Origin of the sequence: Brevundimonas mediterranea (assembly GCF_011064825.1) — a bacterium.
Classification (GTDB): domain Bacteria; phylum Pseudomonadota; class Alphaproteobacteria; order Caulobacterales; family Caulobacteraceae; genus Brevundimonas; species Brevundimonas mediterranea_A.
Window position 1 is genome coordinate 2,975,636 of the sequence record NZ_CP048751.1, and the last position, 20,769, is coordinate 2,996,404.

A 20,769-nucleotide genomic window follows, 5' to 3' on the forward strand; every position below is an offset into this window, starting at 1 on the left:
CGCTCCGGTTTCCACTTCGGTTTCTTGGGCGGCTAGCTCAGCTGGTCAGAGCATCTCGTTTACACCGAGAGGGTCGGCGGTTCGAACCCGTCGCCGCCTACCAAACAAAAAGGCCGCCGGAGCGATCCGGCGGCCTTTGTCTTTTGGCGATCGCCCCGGTCAGAACCGGAAGCTGGCCCGCAGCAGCAGCGAATAGCGGACGTAATCCTCAAGCAGTTCCGCGTCGCCCGTCAGGGACAGCATGCCCAGGTCGTTGCCCAGGTTCATGCGGAAGCCCAGGATCAGGCCGCCGCCCTCGACCCCGTCCGGCGACAGGACGAAGTCCGGGCCGCCGCTGGCGAAGCGGGCGATGGTCTCGCCAGCGTCGACGGACAGGTTCTGGCGATAGCCGATGCGCAGTTCCGGACGGATCCAGCCGTCCTTGCCGAAGCCGTAGCCGACGTTCATCGCCGCAACGGCCGAGAAGATGTGGCTGTCGCGCGAGTCGATATCCAGATCGAAGCCGCTGCCGCCGCCCGATTCGGAGCGGGCGCCTTCCGACAGGCGGAAGTACTCGGCGTACACCTCGGGACGGACGTTCAGGCGACCGTAGTTGCGCTCGTAGGAGGCGCCGCCGGCTGCGGCTGCAGTCCAGCCGTGCCAGTCGGATTTGTTGTTCAGATAGACGCCGTTGGCGACCAGCGACCGGTCGGCGTTGAAGCTGGCGTAGCCGCCGGCCGCGCGCGCCCAGGTCGTCCAGTACTGGCCCTGCGCACGCCAGTAGAGGCCCAGCTCCAGCAGGTTGGCCGACAGGACTTCCTCTGCCTCGGACTCGGGGTCCTTGATGTCCGACGAGGTGAAGGCGGCGGTCAGGCCGAAGGCGCCCGCGCCGGTGCCCTTTTCGACGCCGCCCGCGACGCCGAAGCCCTCAGAGCGGAAGCCGTAGGAATCGGTCTTGTCCTTGTCGGCGTAGAAGTTGATCTCCTGCACCCAGGCGCTGGTCTCGCCGGGGGCGGCGGAGGCGTTGCGGCCGGTGAGGGCGCGGGTCACCGCGTCGACGCCGGCCGACAGGGACATCAGAGGCCCGCCCGAGTGGTCCGGCAGCATCTGCTCATAGGCGTCGATGAAGCCGTCCCGGTTCGTCTGGCTCAGGAACAGGTTCCGGATCGTCTCATTGCTGCCTAGGGCGGCATAGACGGCGTCGAAGGCCGAGGCCTCGACGGGGATCAGATCGGCCTCCTGGGCGGTGCGGCGACGGGCGTCGACGTAGACCTCCCCTGCGGCTTGATCGACACCCGCCTGAACGACGTAAAGATAGGGGGAATTATCGGTCAGCAGGCTCTGGTTGATGTCACCGACGTTCAGGGCGCCAGCCTTGATCACGCTGAACCGCTCCGGCGACTCCAGAAGGGACGAGAAGCGGACGCCCAGTTGCGCGCCCGTGGCCAGGGTTGCGGCGCCGCTGACATTGAATCCGCCGGCGCGATCGCCTTGAGGGTCGACGGCGACGATCAGGACGCCCTCGGCCCCGACGTTCAGGCTGGAAATGGAAGTGGCGGTCGTCTGGGTCGCGTTCAGCGTGCCCTTGGAGACGTTGATGTCCAGAGCCCCGTCGCTGTCGGTGACAGCGCCGCTCACCGCCGCGCCGCCGCTGATGGACAGGCGGTCGGCGCCGGCGCCGAAGGACATGTCGCCGATGACCGTGCCGTTCTCGACGTTGAAGGCATCCGCGCCCGAACCGAATTTCACCGCGCCGACGATGACGGGTTCGCTGGCGTCAGGGACCCCGTCCTTGTCCGTATCGGTCGCCGTGCTGCCGGCGGCGGCCGGGATGCCGTACTGACGAACCGTGACGCCGCTGGTGTTGGCCGTCAGGTCGATGGCGGTCACCGTGCCGTCGATCGCCGTAGTGTCGGTGGAGTCCGCCGACAGCGAGCCGATGATGGAACCGGCGTTGCTCAATTGGGTCAGGGTGCCGGACTGGTCGCGGATGACCGTCGCGGCGCCGTGGTTTCCGCCGAACGAGGCCACGATATTGCCAGTGTTTGTCAGCGAACCGACATTGGCGCCGGCGCCGATGAGCACGCCCGTGGCCGTATGGGCCTGTTTGCCGGAGGCGACGGCCTGGATATTGCCCGTGTTCGAGATGGCCGGGGCGGTGACGCCGGCGCCGATCCAGATAGCGGTGGCGTTGGCGTCCACGGCTGTGGAGGCGATTCCGCCTTCGTTGCGCACCCCGCCCGCGACGGTGACGGTCTGGCCGCCGGCCACGCCCAGCTGCAGGGCGCGCGATTCGACGCCGGAATAGACGCCGGTCCCGGTGATGGAGCCGCGGTTGATCAGGCCATAGGCGGCGTCGCCGGCGCCTACGGCGCCGAGGGTCACCGCATTGGTCGCGGAGCCGATGAGCAGGACGGGCGCGCCGCCTACCGATGTCAGGGAGGCGGTCGTTTCGCTGGCGTCCGGCACGCCGTCGCCGTCGCGATCCGCATCGTCGCGGTTCTTGACGCCGTCGCCGTCGTCATCCTCGTCGCCGTTCTTGACGCCGTCCTTGTCGTCGTCGCCGTCGATCCCGGCCGAGGAATAGGCCGGGCCCGTATCCAGCAGGACGCCGCCGGCCACATTGGCGGCCACGCGCACAGCCGGACCGCCCTGCAACAGATCGTCGGCGTCCAGTTCGTCCAAAAATATGGTCGAGGCGTTGTCGTAGGTGCCCGTCGTCGGGCGGACGGGGGGCGGGGAGGTGTACCGGTAGCCCGTGGTCGTCACGGCCGAATGGATTTTCAGGGCGCCGCCGACGTTCCCTTCGATCGACACGCCCGAGGCGCCGGCTCCGGTCGCGGACACCGAGCCCGCAAGGTCGACATTGCCCGAGATCGGGCCGGTCGTGCGGATGCCGACGCTGTTGTCGCCGACGACGCGCACAGTACCGAGGCTCTGCAGCTTGCCGGTCAGTGGCGCTTCGACCGCGAGGCCGTAGGAGTTGTTGCCTTCCACGGAGATCGAGCCGCTGGATTCGACCAGGACATTGCCGACGAAGGGCGAGGCGCCCGTGACCCGAACGCCGTAGCGGCCGGTCCCGGTGGCGAATGGCCCGTCAAGGTCGCCGTCGCCGTCCGTGTCCTTGATGTCCGCCGTTTCCTGGCTGTCCGTGATGTTGATCGTTCCGCCCATTGTGACGGAGCCGGTATTGCCGCCGTTCACTAGGACGCCCGTGGCGCCGTCGGCCGCCTTGGCCATGGTGATGGAGCCGCCGCTGTCGATATCGACCGTATTGTTCGAATCTAGCGTCATCGCTGCGCCGGAGGTGACGGCGATCGAGCCGCCGCTGGCGATGCGGACATTGTCAGCCGCGGTGCCGGTGGCGTTGGACGTCTGGATCGGCGTGGTGCGGGCTGTCGAGACGACGACCTCGGCCTGAACGCCCGTAACAGCCAGCAAGGGGGCGATCGCTACGGCGGTCGCGAGTAGAATACGCATTCGGAAGAAAACCCCTGATGGTCACGCGATCACGAAGCAGACGGTCCTTTACAGGATCGACGCTAACCGTGCCCAAGTTTATCGAATTTGAGGCGAATGCAAGGCCGTGTCCAGTCTGTTGCAAGAGCGTGTCGCAACCGTAGCTTGGATAAGGGGCTGATTTCGCGGTCTATTAGGTGGGGTGCGGAAGGTTTTGGCTCAGAGGTATTGAGGTTTCCGACGGCGGGGTTTACGGGCGGAAGAACGGTCCACCGCGTTTCCCCGCGACGCATCCAACCCACGCCCCCCGGCGTTGGTTAGCCCAGACCCGGCGAGAACCTCTTCATGACACTGACCGACCTCGACGTTCACGAAAGCGAACTCCGGCTGATTCCGGGGTTGGACGTCGAGGTCGCCGACACGTTGAGAGCGCTGAAGCTGGCGTCGATGGACGACCGGCCCAGGCTGGTGGACACCACCATGCTGTATGCGCCGCGCTCGGGCGGGGTGAAGCGCTATCTTCTGTCGAAGAAGGCCTGGATCGAGGAGAATCGGCCGGGCGTCAGCCATTCGCTGATCGTCCCGGGCGCGCGGCACAAGGCGCGGGCCGACGGGATCGTGCAACTGCGGGCGACAAAACTGCCGTTCGGCGATGGCTATCGCTGGCCCAGTTCGGTCAAGCGCTGGAGCGCCTGGGTCGCGGCGATGAAGCCGTCGATCATTGAGGCCGGCGACCCCTATACGCCGGGTCAGGGCGCGCTGGAGGCCGGTCAGCGGGTCGGGTGTCCGGTCGTCGGCTTCTGTCACTCGGATCCCGCCGGGCTGGCGGCGCTGCATTTCGGCGAATGGGCCAAGAAGCCGGTTGAGAAACGCTGGGCGCGCCTGTTTTCCCAGTTCGACCGCGTCATCTCGCCCAGCCGTTTCATCGCCCGTCGACTGGAAGAGGCGGGCGTCACCAATATCGTCATCCGGCCCCTGGGGGTGGAGATCGACACCTTCCGACCCGAACGCCGGGATCGGAAATGGCTGTTGGGAGAACTGGGCCTGGGCGAGGACGCCCGCCTGCTGTGCTTCGCCGGCCGTCCCGCCAAGGAGAAGAATGTCGATATTCTCATCGAGGCGGTCCAGAAACTGGGCGCGCCCTATCATCTGGTCCTGGTCGGGGCGGGTTCAGGCATGCCCGCCGAGGACCGGGTGATCTCCATGCCCTATGAGAAGGATCCGCGCGCGGTGGCGCGGATCATCGCCAGCTGCGACGCCTTCGTCCACGCCAATGACAAGGAGCCCTTCGGTCTGATCGTGCTGGAGGCCATGGCCTGTGGCCGCCCGGTCGTGGGCGTCAACGCCGGGGGCGTGGCCGAGACTGTGGATGACACGGTCGGCCAGCTGGCGACCAGCGCCGACGCCGACGCCTACGCCCAGGCGGTCGAGGCCCTGTTTGCGCGCGACATCGAGGCCATCGGCCGCGCCGCCCGCGAAAAGGCCGTCAGCCAGTTCGCCTGGAGCCGCGTGTTCGAGGACCTGTGCATGGTTTACGGCGAACTGACGGGCGAGGCCGCCTTTGTTCAGCCCGAAGAGGCGTTCGCCGTTCACTGACGCGTTACGTCGTGATTTCGGGTCGATATCTGGACGCGAATATCCGGGCCGTCGCGTCAGGTCTGAAGATAGTCGGGAAATGAGGGGCGGCGCGCCACTTCTTCGTCTGGAAGAAGTGGCGCGAGTGACGGGGCTCGAACCCGCGACCTCCGGCGTGACAGGCCGGCACTCTAACCAACTGAGCTACACCCGCGTATCAGGTCGAAACTTTTGAGTTGTTTCGAAAACTATGAAGGGAAGGCGGTAGCGCCACTCTGTCTATTTCTAGAAAGAGTGGCGCGAGTGACGGGGCTCGAACCCGCGACCTCCGGCGTGACAGGCCGGCACTCTAACCAACTGAGCTACACCCGCGTTTCCCGGCCGAAGCGGCTGTGCGCCCCGGCGAGGGGCGTCGTTTAGGCGGGCTGACCCAGCGCGTCAAGCGGCCTTTTCCGAGAAAGACCCGCCTCAGCGCGGAAGGGGCGTGGACGGAGGGACTGCGGCCGCCTGGGGCGGGCTGTGCGGGCCCGACAGGCCGCCCGTGGCGGGCTCCTGAGCGGCGACGGCCGGGGCGGGCGGCTCGTAATGAACGCCCACGCCGGGCCCCACCGGCAGGTCGAAGGCCACCCAGGCCGCCACCATGGTCAGGCCGGCCACCAGGAAGGCCCCGGCGTAAGGCAGCATGGTCGCCATCAGGGAGCCCAGGCCGAAGCGCGGATCCCAGCGCTGGGCGAAGGTCAGGATCAGCGGGAAATAGCTCATCAGCGGCGTGGCGATGTTCGTCACCGAATCGCCCATGCGATAGGCGGCCGTCGTCATCTCGGGCGAAATCCCCAGCAGCATGAACATCGGCACGACGATGGGGGCCAGGGCCGACCATTTGGCCGAGGCCGAGCCGATGAACAGATCAAAGAAACAGGACACCAGGACGACGCAGATCAGCAGAAGGGGCGCGGGCAGGGCCAGGCTCTTCAGCTCGGCGGCGGCGTTGACCGCCAGGATCGGCCCCAGGCCCGACCAGTTGAACATGGCCACGAAATGGGCGGCGAAGAAGGCCAGGACGATATAGGGCGCCAGCTGGGCGATGCCGTCACGCATCATCCGCACCAGGTCGCGATGGGACTGGATCGAGCCGGATCCCGCCCCATAGGCCGCGCCCGTGACGAAGAAGACCACGGCGAAGAAGGCGACCAGGGATCGGTACAGGGGATTGAACCTCTGTTCCGGATCGGCGTCGGGGTCCACGAAGGGCGAACCGGGCAGCAGGGCGATCAGGGTCCACAGACCGATCATGGCCAGGAGGGCCAGGCCGGCGAATTGGAGACCGCGTCTCTGGCCCGCGGTCAGGGGCTCCTTTTCCGAGGTCGCAGGGGCGGCGACGCCTTCGGACGGGGTCCATTTGCCCAGCCGGGGCTCGATCACCCGGTCGGTCAGGAACCAGACGATGGGGGTGAAGACGAACACCACCCCGACGATGAAGAACCAGTTGCCGGCGATGTTCACCGAATAGGACGGATCGATCAGGTGGGCGGCGGGCTCGGTGATGCCCAGGATCAGGGCGTCGCTGGCGCCGGGGAACAGATTGCCGGCGTAACCGCCCGACACGGCGGCGAAGCCTGCAGCCAGGCCGGCCAGGGGATGACGCCCCGCCGCCGCGAAAATCACCGCCGCCAGGGGAATCACCACCACATAGGAGGCGTCGGATGCATGGTGCGACACCATGCCGGTGATCACGACGACCGGCGTCAATATGGCGCGGGGCGCATTCAGAAGCGCGCCGCGAATCGCCGTGGAGAACATCCCGGTTCTTTCGGCCACCGCCGCGCCGTAGATGATGGTGATGACGATCCCCAGCGGCGGGAAGTCCGCCAGGGTGCGCGGCATGCCGATGATCAGCCGTTCCAGATTTTCGGGCGACAGCAAGCTTTGCGCGACCAGCTGGTCCCCCGTCACCGGATTGACCGCCGACCAGCCCAGTCCGGCCCCGACCAGACTCAGCGCGATCAGGCCCGCGATCAGCCACAGAAACAGGAAGACAGGATCGGGCAGGCGATTCCCGACCCGCTCTACGGTGTTCAGGACACGGGCGCCCAGGCTCATGCGGATGACTTTCGGTTGGGATTTCAAGGCGGCAGTAGGGCCGGGAAGGGGCCAGAACCGCAAGCGTCGGGGCTGCGACATATGGCCCGGGAACTTGCGATCCGTTCTCAACAAAAAACCAATGGACGCAGGGGTTTGAACCTCGCGAACGTTGGGTCTAAGAAGCGCCGAATCCCGCCTCTCCCCGGCGGCCGAGGTTCTTTGAATGAACGCATTTCTGCTCGAATATCTGCCGGTCATTATCTTCGCCGGCATCGCCGCCTTCATCGGCGTGCTCTTCATCGCCCTGCCGATGCTGCTGGCGCCCAAGAGCCCCGATTCAGAGAAGCTGTCCGCCTATGAGTGCGGGTTCAACGCCTTCGACGACGCCCGGATGAAGTTCGACGTGCGCTTCTATCTGGTGTCGATCCTCTTCATCATCTTCGATCTGGAAGTCGCCTTCCTGTTCCCGTGGGCGGTGTCGATGTTCGACCTGTCGCACGCCGGAATGATCTTCGCCTTCTGGTCGATGATGGTCTTCCTGGGCGTCCTGACCATCGGCTTCATCTACGAATGGAAGAAGGGAGCCCTGGAATGGGAATAGTCGCGCCTTCCTCGCCGCTGCCCGGCGTTTCGGCGGGGCCCCTGGTTCCCGCAAATTCGGCCGCGCGTTCGATGGTCGAGGGGTATGACCCCAAGATCCACGACAAGTTCTTCGAGTCGGTCAACATGGAGCTGGGCGAGCGCGGCTTCCTGACCGCCTCGCTGGACGACGTCATCACCTGGGCGCGCACCGGCTCGCTGATGTGGATGACCTTCGGCCTGGCCTGCTGCGCCGTCGAGATGATCCAGATGTCGATGCCGCGCTTCGACGTCGAACGGTTCGGCATGGCTCCGCGCGGCAGCCCGCGTCACTCGGACCTGATGATCGTGGCCGGCACCCTGACCAACAAGATGGCTCCGGCCATCCGCAAGGTCTACGACCAGATGCCCGACCCGCGCTATGTCGTGTCCATGGGCAGCTGCGCCAACGGCGGCGGCTACTATCACTACAGCTACAGCGTCGTTCGCGGTTGCGACCGCGTGGTGCCGGTGGACGTCTATGTCCCGGGTTGCCCGCCGACGGCCGAGGCCCTGCTGTACGGGCTGCTGCAGCTGCAGAAGAAGATCCGCCGCACGGGGACCATCGACCGATGAGCTCGCTGGCTGTTCAAGAACGGTTCGAGGCCGCTTTGACGCCGATGGGCGCCGAGATGGTCGGGGCTCTGGGCGTCGAGGCGCAGGTCGCCTTCGGCGAACTGACCCTGCTGGCGCCGCGCGAGCGGATCGTCGAGGTCATGACGGCGCTGCGCGACCAGTTCGGCTTCCAGCAGCTGCTGGATCTGTGCGGCGCCGACTATCCGGATCGCGAGGAGCGGTTCGAGGTCGTCTATCACCTGCTGTCGATGACCCGGAACGCCCGGGTCCGCGTCAAGGTCGTGACCGACGAGGTCCAGCCCGTCGCCACCGTGACCGGGGTCTATCCGTCGGCCGGCTGGTTCGAGCGCGAAGCCTACGACATGTACGGCGTGATCTTTTCGGGGCATCCGGACATGCGCCGTCTGCTGACGGACTATGGCTTCGAAGGCCATCCGCTGCGCAAGGACTTCCCGATGACGGGCTATGTCGAGGTCCGCTACGACGAAGAGCAGAAGCGGGTCGTCTATGAGCCGGTCAAGCTGACGCAGGAATTCCGGACGTTCGACTTCCTGTCGCCGTGGGAAGGCGCCGACTACCCGGCGCCCGTGCTTCCCGGCGACGAAAAGGCTGGAGTGAAGGGCTGATGGCTGACGGAGCCCCCGTAACCGCGCCCGTGAACGGCGCTGTCGATCCGTTCGAGGACATGCCGGTCGATCACCGCACCGCGCACGCCAAGGACATGGACGACCGCAAGTTCACCATCAACTTCGGCCCGCAACACCCGGCCGCGCACGGCGTGCTGCGGCTGGTGCTGGAGCTGGACGGCGAGATCGTCGAACGCGTCGATCCGCACATCGGCCTGCTGCACCGCGGCACCGAGAAGCTGATGGAGGCCCGCACCTATCTGCAGAACGTGCCCTATCTGGACCGGCTCGACTATGTCGCGCCGATGAACCAGGAACACGCCTTCTGCCTGGCCATCGAGAAGCTGCTCGGCGTTGAGGTTCCCTACCGGGCCCAGCTGATCCGGGTGCTCTATTCGGAAATCGGCCGGATCGGGAACCACCTGCTGAACGCGACCATGCAGGCCATGGACGTCGGCGCCCTGACGCCCCCGCTGTGGGGCCACGAAGAGCGCGAAAAGCTGATGGTCTTCTACGAGCGCGCCAGCGGGGCGCGTCTCCACGCCAACTATTTCCGTCCCGGCGGCGTCCACCAGGATCTGCCGATGGACCTGATCGACGACATCGGTCGCTGGTGCCACGAATTCCCCAAGGCCCTGACCGATATCGAGAGCCTGGTCACCGAAAACCGCATCTTCAAGCAGCGCAACGTCGACATCGGCGTGGTGTCCAAGGAACAGGCCCTGGCCTGGGGCTTCACCGGCGTCATGCTGCGCGGCTCCGACATCGCCTGGGATCTTCGCAAGTCGCAGCCCTATGAGTGCTACGCCGAGCTGGAGTTCGATATTCCGGTCGGCAAGAACGGCGACTGCTGGGATCGGTACCTCTGCCGCATCGAGGAGATGAAGCAGTCGGTGCGGATCATGGAGCAGTGCATCCACAAGCTGCGCAACTGCCCCGGCGAACCGGTGATGCTCGAGGACAACAAGATCGTTCCGCCGCGTCGCGGCGAGATGAAGCGGTCGATGGAATCCCTGATCCATCACTTCAAACTGTATACCGAAGGCTTCAAGACGCCTGAGGGCGAGGTCTATGCCTCGGTCGAGGCGCCCAAGGGCGAGTTCGGCATCTATCTGGTGTCTGACGGCACCAACAAACCCTATCGCGTCAAGATCTCGGCGCCGGGCTTCCGTCACCTGCAGGCGATGGACTGGATCAACAGCGGCCACCAGCTGGCCGACGTCTCCGCCATCCTGGGCTCGCTCGACATCGTTTTCGGAGAAGTGGACCGATGAGCGTTCGTCGTCTCGCCAAGGAACAACCGGCCTCGTTCGCCTTCTCGGCCGATACGACGGCCAAGGCTGAATGGTGGATCAAGAAGTATCCGGAAAGCCGTCGCCAGTCGGCGGTGATCCCGATCCTGTGGCTGGTCCAGAAGCAGGAAGGCTGGGTCTCCGAGCCCGCCATCCGCGCCATCGGCGAACTGCTGGGCATGCCCTTCATCCGGGTGCTGGAGGTCGCGACCTTCTACACCATGTTCATGCTGGAGCCGGTCGGCAAGACCGCCCTGATCCAGGTGTGCGGCACGACGCCCTGCATGCTGCGCGGCGCCAATGAGCTGATGAAGGTCTGCAAGGAGAAGATCGGTCCCAAGGACCATCTGTCCGCCGACGGCCGCTTCACCTGGCAGGAAGTCGAATGCCTGGGCGCCTGTTCGAACGCGCCCATGGCCCAGATCAACGACTATTATTTCGAGGACCTGACGCCCGAGTCCCTGGCCCAGATCATCGACGACTTCGCCGCCGGCAAGACGCCCAAGCCGGGCTCCTATCAGGGGCGCGCCACGTCCGAGCCGGCCGGCGGGGCCAAGACCCTGCTGGATCCGAAACTGTACGACGGTTCGGCCGCCCAGCCGATCGCCAAACTGCCCAACAGCGACCCGGCGCCGGTCGAGAAGGCCCCCGCCTGATGCCTGCGCCCGACCTCGACAGCGACGAAGGCCGCGCCGCGTACCGCAAGGAGCTGCGCCTTGTCGCACGGCCCCTGCGCGCGGGCGGGCTCGCGCTGGTGGTCGGCGCGGCCATGCTGATTTTGCTGACCCGTCAGGGGACGCCGGGCCTGGGCGACTGGGCCTTCACCCTGTCCTACGTCATGCTCGGCGCCGGCTGGGCCTGCGTCATCGGCGCCATCTACGCCCGAAACCGGCACCACAAACGCCGGATGCGCCAGTTGGACGTCATGTCGTCATGACGCCGTTGATCGATTGTGGTTCCATGAATTCGATGCAGCGTGCCGGGGGGCGCCATGTCGATGGATCAGAAACGGGCAGGGCGCCGCGCGCCCAAGCGCGGCCGGGGCGGGTGGAGCCCCGCCGGGACGGGCCGATTGCTGGTCAATCTGGCCGGCGCAGCCAGTCTGTCGCTGAGCGCCGGCCCCGTATCGGCGCAAACCCCGCCAACATCACCTTCGGTCGCCCCCGCGCCCGCGTCCTCTACGCCTTCACCCGGTCCTGCTGATGCTTCCGAACCGCGTAACAACCCCAGCCCTGAACCGCGTCAGCCGCCGCCCGGCCAACGCGATCTCGGCCTCGAACGCCAGTCCGCTCTCGGTCCCCCCCGTCGGCGTAGACGGAGGAGCAGCCTGATGGTCGGCATTCTCGAAGACAAGGACCGGATCTTCACCAACCTGTACGGCTTCCAGGATTGGACGCTGGACGGGGCGAAGACCCGCGGCGCCTGGAACGCCACCAAGGACATGCTGGACCTTGGCCGCGACTGGATCATCAACAACGTCAAGGCCTCGGGCCTGCGCGGCCGCGGCGGCGCGGGTTTCTCGACCGGGTTGAAGTGGTCCTTCATGCCCAAGGAAGTGAAGGATCGTCCTCACTACCTGGTCGTCAACGCCGACGAATCCGAACCCGGCACCTGCAAGGACCGGGAGATCATGCGCCATGATCCCCAGCTGCTGATCGAAGGCTGCCTGATCGCCAGCTTCGCGATGCAGGCCCACGCCTGCTACATCTATCTGCGCGGCGAATATGTGCTCGAGCGCGAGCGGATGGAGGCTGCGGTCAAACAGGCCTATGAGGCCCGTCTGATCGGCAAGGACAATGTCCACGGCTGGGACTTTGACGTCTATATCCACCACGGCGCCGGCGCCTATATCTGCGGCGAAGAGACCGCCCTGCTGGAATCCCTGGAAGGCAAGAAGGGCCAGCCGCGCCTGAAGCCGCCGTTCCCGGCCGGCGCAGGCCTGTACGGCTGCCCCACCACGGTGAACAACGTCGAGTCGATCGCCGTCGTCGGCACCATCCTGCGTCGCGGCGCCGGCTGGTTCGCGGGCTTCGGCCGTCCGAACAACACCGGCACCAAGCTGATGGCCATCTCGGGCCATGTGAACGCGCCCTGCGTGGTCGAAGAGGCCATGTCGATCCCGCTGCGGCAGCTGCTGGAAGAACACTGCGGCGGCGTGCGCGGCGGCTGGGACAATCTGAAGGCCATCATTCCGGGCGGCTCGTCCGTGCCGCTGATCACGCGCGAAATGTCCGAGACGGCGCTGATGGACTTCGACAGCCTGCGCGAAATGCGCTCGGGCCTGGGCACCGCCGCCGTCATCGTGATGGACAATTCCACCGACCTGGTGAAGGCCATCGCCCGCATCAGCTATTTCTACAAGCACGAGAGCTGCGGCCAGTGCACGCCTTGCCGGGAAGGCACCGGCTGGATGTGGCGCGTGCTGGAGCGGATGTCGGTGGGCGAGGCTGATCCGTCGGAAATCGACCTGCTGCTGGACGTCGCCGGTCAGGTCGAGGGCCACACCATCTGCGCCCTGGGCGACGCGGCCGCCTGGCCGGTGCAGGGCCTGATCCGTCACTTCCGTCACGAGATCGAAGAGCGTATCGCCAACTACCGCAGCCGCCGCGCGAACTTCGCCGGCCACGCGATCGCGGCGGAGTAGGCATGCGCCTTTCACCCGCCATCGTGATCGGAGCCTTCGCACTCGCCGCCTGCGGCGAGCGTGAAGCTGCGCCCACGCCTGCGGAAAAGGTTGCGGCTGCGGCGAAGCCTTCCGACGCCGTGCAGACGGCGCCCGAGGCCCTGAACGCCGCCGACCTGCGTCGCGTCTGCCGCGCGGGTCTGGCCGCTGTTCACGGGCAAGAGCCGATGGCGATCAACGTCGACGGCGTCGACGGCGGAGTGGTTCACGCCTCGTGGCGGGCCCCGGTCGACGGCGGCCGGATGCGCGCCGATTGCCGCGTCGAGAAAGACCTGATCGTGTGGAAACCGCTCGATCTGCCCGATCCCACCCTCGTTCGCTGGATGAACCAGTCGGACGATCCCGTGATCCGCTACGTCATGGACGGTCAGGCGATCACCATCACCCAGACCCTCCCGGATGGGACGAAGGAACAGGCCGAGTTGGCCGTTCCCGCAGAAGAGGAGGCGCGGTGATGGCGGATGAACCCGACAACCTCGTCCTTCAAATCCAGCGTCGCGTCGAAGGGCTTTTGACGTCGATGGAAACCAAGATGGATCGCCTCGGTGAGGACATGCACGACCTGAAGGTCCGCATGACTCACGTGGGGGAGGGCCTTGCAGGCGTCAATCGTCGCCTGGATCGCCTGGATCAACGTATCGAACGGGTCGAGACACGTCTGACCCTGGTAGACAGCCCTTACGGCGGAGTTCGAGAATAATGCCCATCGCCAAGGTCAACGGCGTCGAAGTCGAGTTCGAGCCCGGGATGACCGTGCTCCAGGTCGCCGAGCGCGCGGGGCAGGAAATCCCGCGCTTCTGCTACCACGAACGCCTGTCCATCGCCGGCAACTGCCGCATGTGCCTGGTCGAGGTGAAGCCCGGACCGCCGAAGCCCCAGGCTTCGTGCGCCCTGCCGGCCGCCGAAGGTCAGGAAATCTTCACCGACACCCCGATGGTCAAGAAGGCCCGGGAAGGCGTGATGGAATTCCTGCTGATCAACCACCCGCTGGATTGCCCGATCTGCGACCAGGGCGGCGAGTGCGATCTGCAGGATCAGTCCATGGCCTATGGCCGCGACGGCTCTCGCTATGCCGAGAACAAGCGCGCGGTCGAAGAAAAGAACATGGGTCCGACGATCAAGACCTTCATGACGCGGTGCATCCAGTGCACCCGTTGCGTCCGCTTCATCACCGAGGTCGCCGGCGTGCCGGACATCGGCATGATCTCGCGCGGCGAGGACGCCGAGATCACGACCTATCTGGAGAAGTCGGTCGCGTCGGAACTGTCGGGCAACGTCAATGACCTGTGCCCGGTCGGCGCCCTGACGCACCGCCCCTGGCAGTACCACTATCGTCCGTGGGAACTGAAGAAGACCGAGACCATCGACGTCATGGACGCCCTGGGCTCGAACATCCGCGCCGACTTCCGCGGCTCCGAGGTCATGCGGGTCCTGCCGCGCGTCAACGAGGGCATCAACGAGGAGTGGCTGTCGGACAAGAGCCGCTATGTCGTCGACGGCCTGACCGCCCGCCGCCTGGACCGCCCGTGGATCCGCGAGAACGGCAAGCTGCGCGCCGCCTCGTGGAACGAGGCCCTGGACGCCGTCGCCGCCAAGCTGAAGGCCGCCCCTGCCGACCGCATCGGCGTGATCGCCGGCGACCTGCAGGACGCTGAGTCGATGAAGGCGACCCTGGACCTGTTCCGCGCCCTGGGCTCGAAGAACACCGACTGCCGCCAGGACGGCGCTGCGCTCGGCTATGGCCCGCGCGAGAGCTGGCTGTTCAACTCCGGCCTGGAAGGTATTGAAAAGGCTGACGCCATTCTGATCGTGGGTGTGAATCCGCGTATCGAGGCGCCGCTGCTGAACGCCCGCCTGCGCAAGAGCTGGATCAAGGGCGGGGTCGAGATCGGCGTCATCGGCGAACAGGCCGACCTGACCTTCGACTACGCCTATCTGGGCGCCGGTTCGAAGACCCTGGCCAAGCTGCCGAAGTCGGCGATGGACTTCCTGACCAAGGCCGAGCGTCCGGCGATCATCGTCGGCTCCGGCGCGCTGAACGGGGAGGGCGGCGCCGCCGTCCTGAACGCCCTGGGCGCCCTGGCCAAGAAGGTCGGCGTCATCGGCGAAGGCTGGAACGGCTTCAACGTCCTGCACCACGCCGCCGCGCGCGTCGGCGGCCTGGACATGGGCTTCGTGCCGGTTGAAGGCGGTCTGACGGTCTCGGACATGCTGAAGCCCGGCGCGCTGGACGTGCTGTTCCTGCTGGGCGCCGACGAGGTCGATCCGACCGGTTCGAACGCCTTCCGTGTCTATCTGGGCAGCCACGGCGACCGCGGCGCGCACGGCGCCGACGTCATCCTGCCCGGCGCGGCCTATACCGAGAAGTCGGGCCTGTACGTCAACACCGAGGGCCGGGTGCAGATGGCCGAACGCGTCGTCTTCCCCAAGGGCGAGGCCAAGGAAGACTGGGCCATCATTCGCGCCCTGTCCGCCCGCGTCGACCAGACCCTGCCTTACGACACCCTGGATCAGCTGCGCGCCCGGCTGATGGCCGATCATCCGACCTTCGGCCGGATCGACTATCTGCCCGCGCCGGCCGCCTTCGATCCGTCCAAGCTGGGCGTCAAGGGCGACCTGGGCGACCGGGTCTTCGCCTCGGCGATCACGGACCCCTATCTTTCCAACCCGATCGCGCGCGCCAGCGCGACCATGGCCGAGCTGTCCGCCCTGCGGATCGCCCCGGTCGCGATGGCGGCGGAGTAAGTCATGGACGCTGCTGTTTCCTTTTGGGCCACGCCGGGCGGCTGGACGCTGATCACCGTCGGTCAGATCCTGCTGATCACGGTCGGCGTGCTGATCGCCGTCGCCTTCCTGCTGCTGGCCGACCGCAAGGTCTGGGCTTCGGTGCAGATGCGCAAGGGGCCGAACGTCGTCGGCCCCTTCGGTCTGCTTCAATCCTTCGCGGACATGATCAAGTTCGTGCTCAAGGAGGTGGTCATCCCCTCCGGCGCCGACAAGGCGGTCTTCATCCTGGCGCCGATCATCACCGTGGTCCTGGCCTTCATGGCCTGGGCGGTGATCCCGTTCGCGCCGGGCTGGGTGGTGTCGGACCTGAACGTCGGCATCCTGTACATTTTCGCCGTCTCGTCGTTGGGCGTGTACGGCATCATCATGGGCGGCTGGGCTTCGAACTCGAAGTATCCGTTCCTGGGTTCGCTGCGTTCGGCGGCGCAGATGGTGTCCTATGAAGTCTCGCTGGGCCTGATCATCATCAATGTGATCCTGCTGGCCGGCACGATGAACCTGTCGCAGATCGTCGAGGGGCAGAGCGGCTATTTCTGGAACTGGTACGCCTTCGGCGGCGGGCAGGGCACCTGGCCCCTGATCGTGGTCCTGTTCCCGATGTCGATTGTCTTCTTCGTTTCGGCCCTGGCCGAAACCAACCGTCCGCCGTTCGACCTGCCTGAAGCCGAGTCCGAACTGGTGGCCGGCTATCAGGTCGAATACAGCTCGACGACCTATCTGCTGTTCATGATGGGCGAGTACGTCAACATCGTCTTCATGTCGGCGATGATCAGCATCCTGTTCTTCGGCGGCTGGAACCCCGGCTTCCTGTCGCAGGAGACGCTGGACGGCCTGCCGGCCTGGATCGCCTACACCATCTATCTGCTGACCTTCCTCACCAAGACGGTGTTCTGGTTCCTGGCCATCGCCCTGGTGAAGGCCTTCGTGCCCCGCTACCGCTACGACCAGCTGATGCGCCTCGGCTGGAAGATCTTCCTGCCCGCGTCGCTGGTGGCCGTGGTCATCACCGCCGCCTGGCGCGTCTTCGCGGTGGGTGCGTAGATGAGCCCACGCACCGTCATCCTGGCCCTGGTCGCGTCGTGGGGCCTCGCCGCCTGCACATTCGCGCCCATCGCCGCTCCGGCGCCGACCGATCCGGCCGCGTCCCTGGAGCGGCGCGAGGATGACGCGCGCCGCGGCGGCGAACGGGTCAACCTGTGCCGGATGATGAACCGGGACGATCCGCGCTATAAGGACATGGACTGCAAGGACGTGCTGCGGGGAGGCGGGGCATGAACCGTCTGAGCCTCATGCTGCTGGCGTTCGCCCCCCTGACGACGGCTTGTGCGCCCGATACGCGCATGCCCGAGTCCGGCTATCAATGGGAACGCCGCCAGGAGCGCATCGAGCGTGAATGGCGCGACGGCCAGGCCAAAGGCCAGACTCAGGGAGCGGCCCCGGCCGCGCCCGCCCAGACTTCAACCAACGGCGCCCCGGCGCCAGAGGATCGCTTCTGATGTTCACTCGTATCGCCCAGGCCGCCAAGGGCGCGATGATGCTCGACGCCATCGGCGCCATCGGCCTGACCCTGAAGTACATGGCCCGCCCCAAGGCGACCGTGAACTATCCGTTCGAGCGGAACCCGCAGTCGCCGCGCTTCCGCGGCGAACACGCCCTGCGCCGTTATCCGAGCGGCGAGGAACGCTGCATCGCCTGCAAGCTGTGCGAGGCCATCTGCCCCGCCCAGGCCATCACCATCGAGGCCGAACCGCGCGCCGACGGCAGCCGCCGCACGACCCGCTACGACATCGACATGGTCAAGTGCATCTACTGCGGCCTGTGCCAGGAGGCCTGCCCGGTGGACGCCATCGTCGAGGGGCCGAACTCCGAATACGCCGTCGAAACGCGCGAGGAGCTGCTGTTCGACAAGGCCCGACTGCTCGACAATGGGGATCGCTGGGAACGGCAGATCGCCAAGAATCTGGAACTCGACGCGCCTTACCGCTAAGGCGCTCACGCTAACGGGTCGGCGATTCCCAAACGGGGGTCGCGGCCGCTACGAAAGGGGCTTCGTCCCGACATGCTGCAAGGCATAGCCTTCTATCTGCTGGCGGCGACCGCCGTGGTGTCCGGCCTTCTGGTCGTGACCGCGCGCAATCCGGTGCACAGCGTGCTGTGGTTGATCCTCGCCTTCTTCTCGGCGGCGGGTCTGTTCGTCCTGCTGGGGGCCGAGTTCCTGGCCATGCTGCTGGTCGTCGTCTACGTCGGCGCGGTCGCCGTGCTGTTCCTGTTCGTCGTCATGATGCTGGACGTCGACTTCCTGAAGCTGCGCGAGGGCTACGCCCGATACCTGCCCATCGGGGCCGTCATCGCCGCCGTTCTGCTGGCCGAGATGATCCTGGTGTCCAGCGCCGTCATCCAGGGCGGGGCGACCGCCGGTCTGGCCGGGCCGGGCGCGCCCGATCCCGACATGAGCAATGTCGAGGCCATCGGCCGGGTGCTCTACACCGACTATATCTACTTCTTCCAGGCGGCCGGGATCGTGCTGCTGATCGCCATGATCGGGGCCATCACCCTGACCCTGCGCCACAAGCCGCATATCAAGCGCCAGAACATCACCGACCAGGTCAACCGCTCCGCCGCCAAGGCGATGGAGGTCAAATCGGTCCAGACCGGGCAGGGCGTCTCGCCCGAGGAGCTTCTCTGATGGACATCGGTCTCATCCATTATCTCAGTGTGGCGGCGATCCTGTTCACCATCGGGGTCTTCGGCATCTTCGTGAACCGCAAGAACGTCATCATCATCCTGATGTCTATCGAGCTGATCCTGCTGGCCGTGAACATCAACTTCGTCGCCTTCTCGACCTATCTGAACGACATCAGCGGGCAGATCATGGCCATGTTCGTCCTGACCGTCGCCGCGGCCGAGGCCGCCGTCGGCCTGGCCATCCTGGTGACCTTCTTCCGTAACCGCGGCGACATCGCCGTCGACGACGCCTCCGTGATGAAGGGCTGAGCGTGAACCTCCACACCCTTATCATTCTCGGGATTTTCGCCCCCCTGCTGGGCGCGACCGTCGCCGGCCTGTTCGGCCGCCGCATCGGCGACATCCCGTCGCAGACCCTCACGACCGGTCTGCTGTTCTTCTCGTGCGCCGTCGCCTGGACGGTGTTCGGCCAGTGGACCTGGGGCCATCTGGAGCCCTTCACCATCCGCCTGGCGCCTTTCATCAATGTGGGCGACTTCCAGTCGTCCTGGTCGATCCGCATCGACGCCTTGTCGGCGACCATGCTGATCGTGGTCACCAGCGTCTCGTCGCTGGTCCACCTGTATTCCTGGGGCTATATGGCCGAGGACGACAGCCGGCCGCGCTTCTTCGCCTATCTGTCCCTGTTCACCTTCATGATGCTGGCGCTGGTGACAGCCGCCGACTTCATGCAGCTGTTCTTCGGCTGGGAAGGCGTGGGTCTGGCCTCGTATCTGCTGATCGGTTTCTGGTTCAAGAAGCCGACCGCCAGCGCCGCCGCCATCAAGGCCTTCGTCGTCAACCGCGTCGGCGACTTCGGCTTCGTGCTGGGCATCATCACCATCTTCTGGATGTACGGCACGATCGAGTTCTCGGAACTGTTCCCGTTGGTGGCCACAAAGGCCGGCACGACCTGGGAGTTCCTGGGCGTCCAGTGGTCCGCGCTCGACCTGGCCGGCTTCCTGCTGTTCATCGGCGCCATGGGCAAGTCGGCCCAGTTCTTCCTGCACACCTGGCTGCCGGACGCGATGGAAGGCCCGACCCCGGTCTCGGCCCTGATCCACGCCGCCACCATGGTGACCGCCGGCGTCTATATGGTCTGCCTGCTGTCGCCCATCTATGAGTATGCGCCGGGCGCCTCGCAGATCATCGCCATCATCGGCGCGATCACGGCCCTGTTCGCCGCCACGGTCGGCCTGACCCAGAACGACATCAAGCGGGTCATCGCCTATTCGACCTGTTCGCAACTGGGCTACATGTTCTTCGCGGCGGGCGTCGGCGCCTATCAGGCGGCCATGTTCCACCTGTTCACCCACGCCTTCTTCAAGGCCCTGCTGTTCCTGGGCGCCGGTTCGGTGATCCACGGCATGCACCACGAGCAGGACATGCGGAAGATGGGCGGGCTGTGGAAGCTGCTGCCGATCACCTATGCCGTCATGACCATCGGCACCATCGCCATCACCGGCCTGGGCATCCCCGGCGTCGGCGGCTTCGCGGGCTTCTATTCGAAGGACTCGATCATCGAGAGCGCCTTCGCCTCGGCGGCCTCGGGCCATTCGGCGGTAGGCATGTTCGCTTTCTCCATCGGCCTGATCGCGGCCGGTCTGACGGCCTACTACTCCTGGCGCCTGATCTTCATGACCTTCCACAACAAGCCGGTGTGGAAGGAAGAGGGCGACGCCCATCATGCCGACGATCACGCCTCGCACGCCCAGCTGGAAACCCATTCCGAGCCGGTCTCCGATGCGCACGCCCATGACGACCATGCGCATGACGATCATGGCCATCACGGCCCGCTGCAACCGCACGAGAGCCCCTGGGTCATGCTGGTTCCGCTGATCCTGCTGTCGGTCGGCGCCGTCGCCGCGGGCTTCGTGTTCGCGCCACACTTCATCGGCCATCACGAGCATGAGTTCTGGCGCGGGGCCATCTTCACCGGCGAGCACAACCATGTGCTTCACGAAAGCCACGACGTCCCGACCTGGGTGAAGTGGTCGCCGCTGATCCTGACCCTGACCGGTACGGCCTTCGCCTACTGGATCTATGTCGCCCGCGAAGGCATGGGCCGTCGCATGGCAGAGCGGGGCGGGTTCCTGTACAACTTCCTGTACAACAAGTGGTATTTCGACGAGTTGTACGACTTCGTCTTCGTGCGCGGCTTCAAGGCCGTGGGCGACGTCTTCTGGAAGATCGTCGACGTGAAGATCATCGACGGCCTCGGCCCGAACGGCGCCGCCTGGGCGTCGCTGAAATCCGCCGCACGACTGGGCAAGCTCCAGTCCGGCTTCGTCTATCATTATGCCTTCGTGATGCTGCTCGGGGTGGCCGGTCTGCTCACCTTCGCCATCCTCGCGTGGGGAGCCTGAGC

The 20,769-nt window shown here is 66.0% G+C and carries 20 protein-coding genes and 3 tRNA genes; 19 read left to right on the plus strand and 4 right to left on the minus strand.

All coding sequences use genetic code 11. The features are described from left to right. Positions 1 to 26 precede the first annotated feature (26 nt). Positions 27 to 103, plus strand: a tRNA-Val gene (locus GYM46_RS14620). 56 nt (positions 104 to 159) lie between these two features. Here the strand turns inward: GYM46_RS14620 and GYM46_RS14625 are convergent. Continuing rightward, a complete protein-coding gene (locus GYM46_RS14625) occupies positions 160 to 3,459 on the minus strand; it encodes an autotransporter outer membrane beta-barrel domain-containing protein (protein WP_040349594.1) in 3,300 nt (1,099 codons plus the stop codon). A 324-nt stretch (positions 3,460 to 3,783) separates the two neighbouring features. On the opposite strand from GYM46_RS14625, the gene GYM46_RS14630 reads away from it, so the two are divergent. Next, the gene (locus GYM46_RS14630) at positions 3,784 to 5,034 is read left to right on the plus strand and encodes a glycosyltransferase (protein WP_008259167.1); all 1,251 of its coding nucleotides are present in this window, start codon (positions 3,784 to 3,786) and stop codon (positions 5,032 to 5,034) included. Between the two features lie 116 nt (positions 5,035 to 5,150). Here the strand turns inward: GYM46_RS14630 and GYM46_RS14635 are convergent. From GYM46_RS14635 to GYM46_RS14645, 3 genes are all read right to left on the minus strand, one after another. Then, positions 5,151 to 5,227, minus strand: a tRNA-Asp gene (locus GYM46_RS14635). An 81-nt stretch (positions 5,228 to 5,308) separates the two neighbouring features. After that, positions 5,309 to 5,385 (minus strand) — tRNA-Asp (locus GYM46_RS14640). A 96-nt stretch (positions 5,386 to 5,481) separates the two neighbouring features. Continuing rightward, positions 5,482 to 7,113 carry an AbgT family transporter gene (locus tag GYM46_RS14645; protein ID WP_008263077.1) on the minus strand — a complete coding sequence of 544 codons (1,632 nt, stop codon included), beginning with the start codon at positions 7,111 to 7,113 and terminating at the stop codon, positions 5,482 to 5,484. Positions 7,114 to 7,318: 205 nt separating this feature from the next. Here GYM46_RS14645 and GYM46_RS14650 point away from each other — a divergent pair, with 205 nt between their 5' ends. The 17 genes from GYM46_RS14650 (at position 7,319) to nuoL (ending at position 20,767) form a co-directional block, all read left to right on the plus strand. After that, positions 7,319 to 7,696, plus strand: coding sequence for an NADH-quinone oxidoreductase subunit A (locus GYM46_RS14650; protein WP_008262515.1), 378 nt, complete (start codon positions 7,319 to 7,321; stop codon positions 7,694 to 7,696). Then, positions 7,666 to 8,289, plus strand: coding sequence for a NuoB/complex I 20 kDa subunit family protein (locus GYM46_RS14655; RefSeq protein ID WP_154725271.1), 624 nt, complete (start codon positions 7,666 to 7,668; stop codon positions 8,287 to 8,289). Before GYM46_RS14650 ends, GYM46_RS14655 begins: the two co-directional genes overlap by 31 nt. Continuing rightward, complete coding sequence (locus GYM46_RS14660) at positions 8,286 to 8,915, plus strand: NADH-quinone oxidoreductase subunit C (RefSeq protein ID WP_008260708.1); 630 nt, start codon at positions 8,286 to 8,288, stop codon at positions 8,913 to 8,915. The genes GYM46_RS14655 and GYM46_RS14660 overlap by 4 nt, the downstream gene beginning before the upstream one ends. Next, a complete protein-coding gene (locus tag GYM46_RS14665) occupies positions 8,915 to 10,189 on the plus strand; it encodes an NADH-quinone oxidoreductase subunit D (protein WP_035306242.1) in 1,275 nt (424 codons plus the stop codon). Before GYM46_RS14660 ends, GYM46_RS14665 begins: the two co-directional genes overlap by 1 nt. Further along, positions 10,186 to 10,863, plus strand: a complete 678-nt coding sequence (gene nuoE / locus GYM46_RS14670) for an NADH-quinone oxidoreductase subunit NuoE (protein WP_008263733.1) — start codon at positions 10,186 to 10,188, stop codon at positions 10,861 to 10,863. The genes GYM46_RS14665 and nuoE overlap by 4 nt, the downstream gene beginning before the upstream one ends. Then, positions 10,863 to 11,144 (plus strand): hypothetical protein, encoded by a 282-nt coding sequence (locus GYM46_RS14675; protein ID WP_008263388.1) that lies wholly within the window; start codon positions 10,863 to 10,865, stop codon positions 11,142 to 11,144. Before nuoE ends, GYM46_RS14675 begins: the two co-directional genes overlap by 1 nt. A 393-nt stretch (positions 11,145 to 11,537) precedes the next feature. Further along, entirely contained in the window at positions 11,538 to 12,851 is a 1,314-nt protein-coding gene (nuoF, locus tag GYM46_RS14680) for an NADH-quinone oxidoreductase subunit NuoF (protein ID WP_008264145.1), read from the plus strand. A 2-nt stretch (positions 12,852 to 12,853) separates the two neighbouring features. Then, positions 12,854 to 13,345 (plus strand): hypothetical protein, encoded by a 492-nt coding sequence (locus GYM46_RS14685; RefSeq protein ID WP_035311073.1) that lies wholly within the window; start codon positions 12,854 to 12,856, stop codon positions 13,343 to 13,345. Further along, the gene (locus GYM46_RS14690; protein ID WP_035311070.1) at positions 13,345 to 13,590 is read left to right on the plus strand and encodes a hypothetical protein; all 246 of its coding nucleotides are present in this window, start codon (positions 13,345 to 13,347) and stop codon (positions 13,588 to 13,590) included. Before GYM46_RS14685 ends, GYM46_RS14690 begins: the two co-directional genes overlap by 1 nt. Beyond that, complete coding sequence (nuoG, locus tag GYM46_RS14695; RefSeq protein ID WP_008263983.1) at positions 13,590 to 15,635, plus strand: NADH-quinone oxidoreductase subunit NuoG; 2,046 nt, start codon at positions 13,590 to 13,592, stop codon at positions 15,633 to 15,635. Before GYM46_RS14690 ends, nuoG begins: the two co-directional genes overlap by 1 nt. A gap of 3 nt (positions 15,636 to 15,638) precedes the next feature. Next, positions 15,639 to 16,718, plus strand: a complete 1,080-nt coding sequence (nuoH, locus tag GYM46_RS14700; RefSeq protein ID WP_008261920.1) for an NADH-quinone oxidoreductase subunit NuoH — start codon at positions 15,639 to 15,641, stop codon at positions 16,716 to 16,718. After that, positions 16,719 to 16,952, plus strand: a complete 234-nt coding sequence (locus GYM46_RS14705) for a hypothetical protein (protein ID WP_040349591.1) — start codon at positions 16,719 to 16,721, stop codon at positions 16,950 to 16,952. It begins immediately after the preceding gene. Next, positions 16,949 to 17,173, plus strand: coding sequence for a hypothetical protein (locus GYM46_RS14710; RefSeq protein WP_008262419.1), 225 nt, complete (start codon positions 16,949 to 16,951; stop codon positions 17,171 to 17,173). The genes GYM46_RS14705 and GYM46_RS14710 overlap by 4 nt, the downstream gene beginning before the upstream one ends. Beyond that, positions 17,173 to 17,664, plus strand: a complete 492-nt coding sequence (gene nuoI / locus GYM46_RS14715) for an NADH-quinone oxidoreductase subunit NuoI (RefSeq protein WP_008264332.1) — start codon at positions 17,173 to 17,175, stop codon at positions 17,662 to 17,664. Before GYM46_RS14710 ends, nuoI begins: the two co-directional genes overlap by 1 nt. Before the next feature lie 72 nt (positions 17,665 to 17,736). Beyond that, positions 17,737 to 18,363, plus strand: a complete 627-nt coding sequence (locus GYM46_RS14720) for an NADH-quinone oxidoreductase subunit J (protein ID WP_008262516.1) — start codon at positions 17,737 to 17,739, stop codon at positions 18,361 to 18,363. After that, the gene (gene nuoK / locus GYM46_RS14725) at positions 18,363 to 18,671 is read left to right on the plus strand and encodes an NADH-quinone oxidoreductase subunit NuoK (RefSeq protein ID WP_008264046.1); all 309 of its coding nucleotides are present in this window, start codon (positions 18,363 to 18,365) and stop codon (positions 18,669 to 18,671) included. Before GYM46_RS14720 ends, nuoK begins: the two co-directional genes overlap by 1 nt. Positions 18,672 to 18,673: 2 nt before the next feature. Beyond that, a complete protein-coding gene (gene nuoL / locus GYM46_RS14730) occupies positions 18,674 to 20,767 on the plus strand; it encodes an NADH-quinone oxidoreductase subunit L (RefSeq protein ID WP_008258936.1) in 2,094 nt (697 codons plus the stop codon). Positions 20,768 to 20,769: the final 2 nt, after the last annotated feature.

Bases quoted from the DNA above. Each gene is read 5' to 3' on its own strand.
- GYM46_RS14665 (WP_035306242.1), top strand. From the start codon at position 8,915: ATGGCTGACGGAGCCCCCGTAACCGCGCCCGTGAACGGCGCTGTCGAT.
- nuoE (WP_008263733.1), top strand. From the start codon at position 10,186: ATGAGCGTTCGTCGTCTCGCCAAGGAACAACCGGCCTCGTTCGCCTTC.
- GYM46_RS14660 (WP_008260708.1), top strand. From the start codon at position 8,286: ATGAGCTCGCTGGCTGTTCAAGAACGGTTCGAGGCCGCTTTGACGCCG.
- nuoG (WP_008263983.1), top strand. From the start codon at position 13,590: ATGCCCATCGCCAAGGTCAACGGCGTCGAAGTCGAGTTCGAGCCCGGG.
- GYM46_RS14650 (WP_008262515.1), top strand. From the start codon at position 7,319: ATGAACGCATTTCTGCTCGAATATCTGCCGGTCATTATCTTCGCCGGC.
- GYM46_RS14720 (WP_008262516.1), top strand. From the start codon at position 17,737: ATGCTGCAAGGCATAGCCTTCTATCTGCTGGCGGCGACCGCCGTGGTG.
- GYM46_RS14675 (WP_008263388.1), top strand. From the start codon at position 10,863: ATGCCTGCGCCCGACCTCGACAGCGACGAAGGCCGCGCCGCGTACCGC.
- nuoK (WP_008264046.1), top strand. From the start codon at position 18,363: ATGGACATCGGTCTCATCCATTATCTCAGTGTGGCGGCGATCCTGTTC.
- GYM46_RS14625 (WP_040349594.1), bottom strand. From the start codon at position 3,459: ATGCGTATTCTACTCGCGACCGCCGTAGCGATCGCCCCCTTGCTGGCT.
- GYM46_RS14645 (WP_008263077.1), bottom strand. From the start codon at position 7,113: ATGAGCCTGGGCGCCCGTGTCCTGAACACCGTAGAGCGGGTCGGGAAT.
- GYM46_RS14690 (WP_035311070.1), top strand. From the start codon at position 13,345: ATGGCGGATGAACCCGACAACCTCGTCCTTCAAATCCAGCGTCGCGTC.
- nuoI (WP_008264332.1), top strand. From the start codon at position 17,173: ATGTTCACTCGTATCGCCCAGGCCGCCAAGGGCGCGATGATGCTCGAC.
- nuoH (WP_008261920.1), top strand. From the start codon at position 15,639: ATGGACGCTGCTGTTTCCTTTTGGGCCACGCCGGGCGGCTGGACGCTG.
- GYM46_RS14705 (WP_040349591.1), top strand. From the start codon at position 16,719: ATGAGCCCACGCACCGTCATCCTGGCCCTGGTCGCGTCGTGGGGCCTC.
- GYM46_RS14630 (WP_008259167.1), top strand. From the start codon at position 3,784: ATGACACTGACCGACCTCGACGTTCACGAAAGCGAACTCCGGCTGATT.
- nuoF (WP_008264145.1), top strand. From the start codon at position 11,538: ATGGTCGGCATTCTCGAAGACAAGGACCGGATCTTCACCAACCTGTAC.
- GYM46_RS14685 (WP_035311073.1), top strand. From the start codon at position 12,854: ATGCGCCTTTCACCCGCCATCGTGATCGGAGCCTTCGCACTCGCCGCC.
- GYM46_RS14710 (WP_008262419.1), top strand. From the start codon at position 16,949: ATGAACCGTCTGAGCCTCATGCTGCTGGCGTTCGCCCCCCTGACGACG.
- GYM46_RS14655 (WP_154725271.1), top strand. From the start codon at position 7,666: ATGGAAGAAGGGAGCCCTGGAATGGGAATAGTCGCGCCTTCCTCGCCG.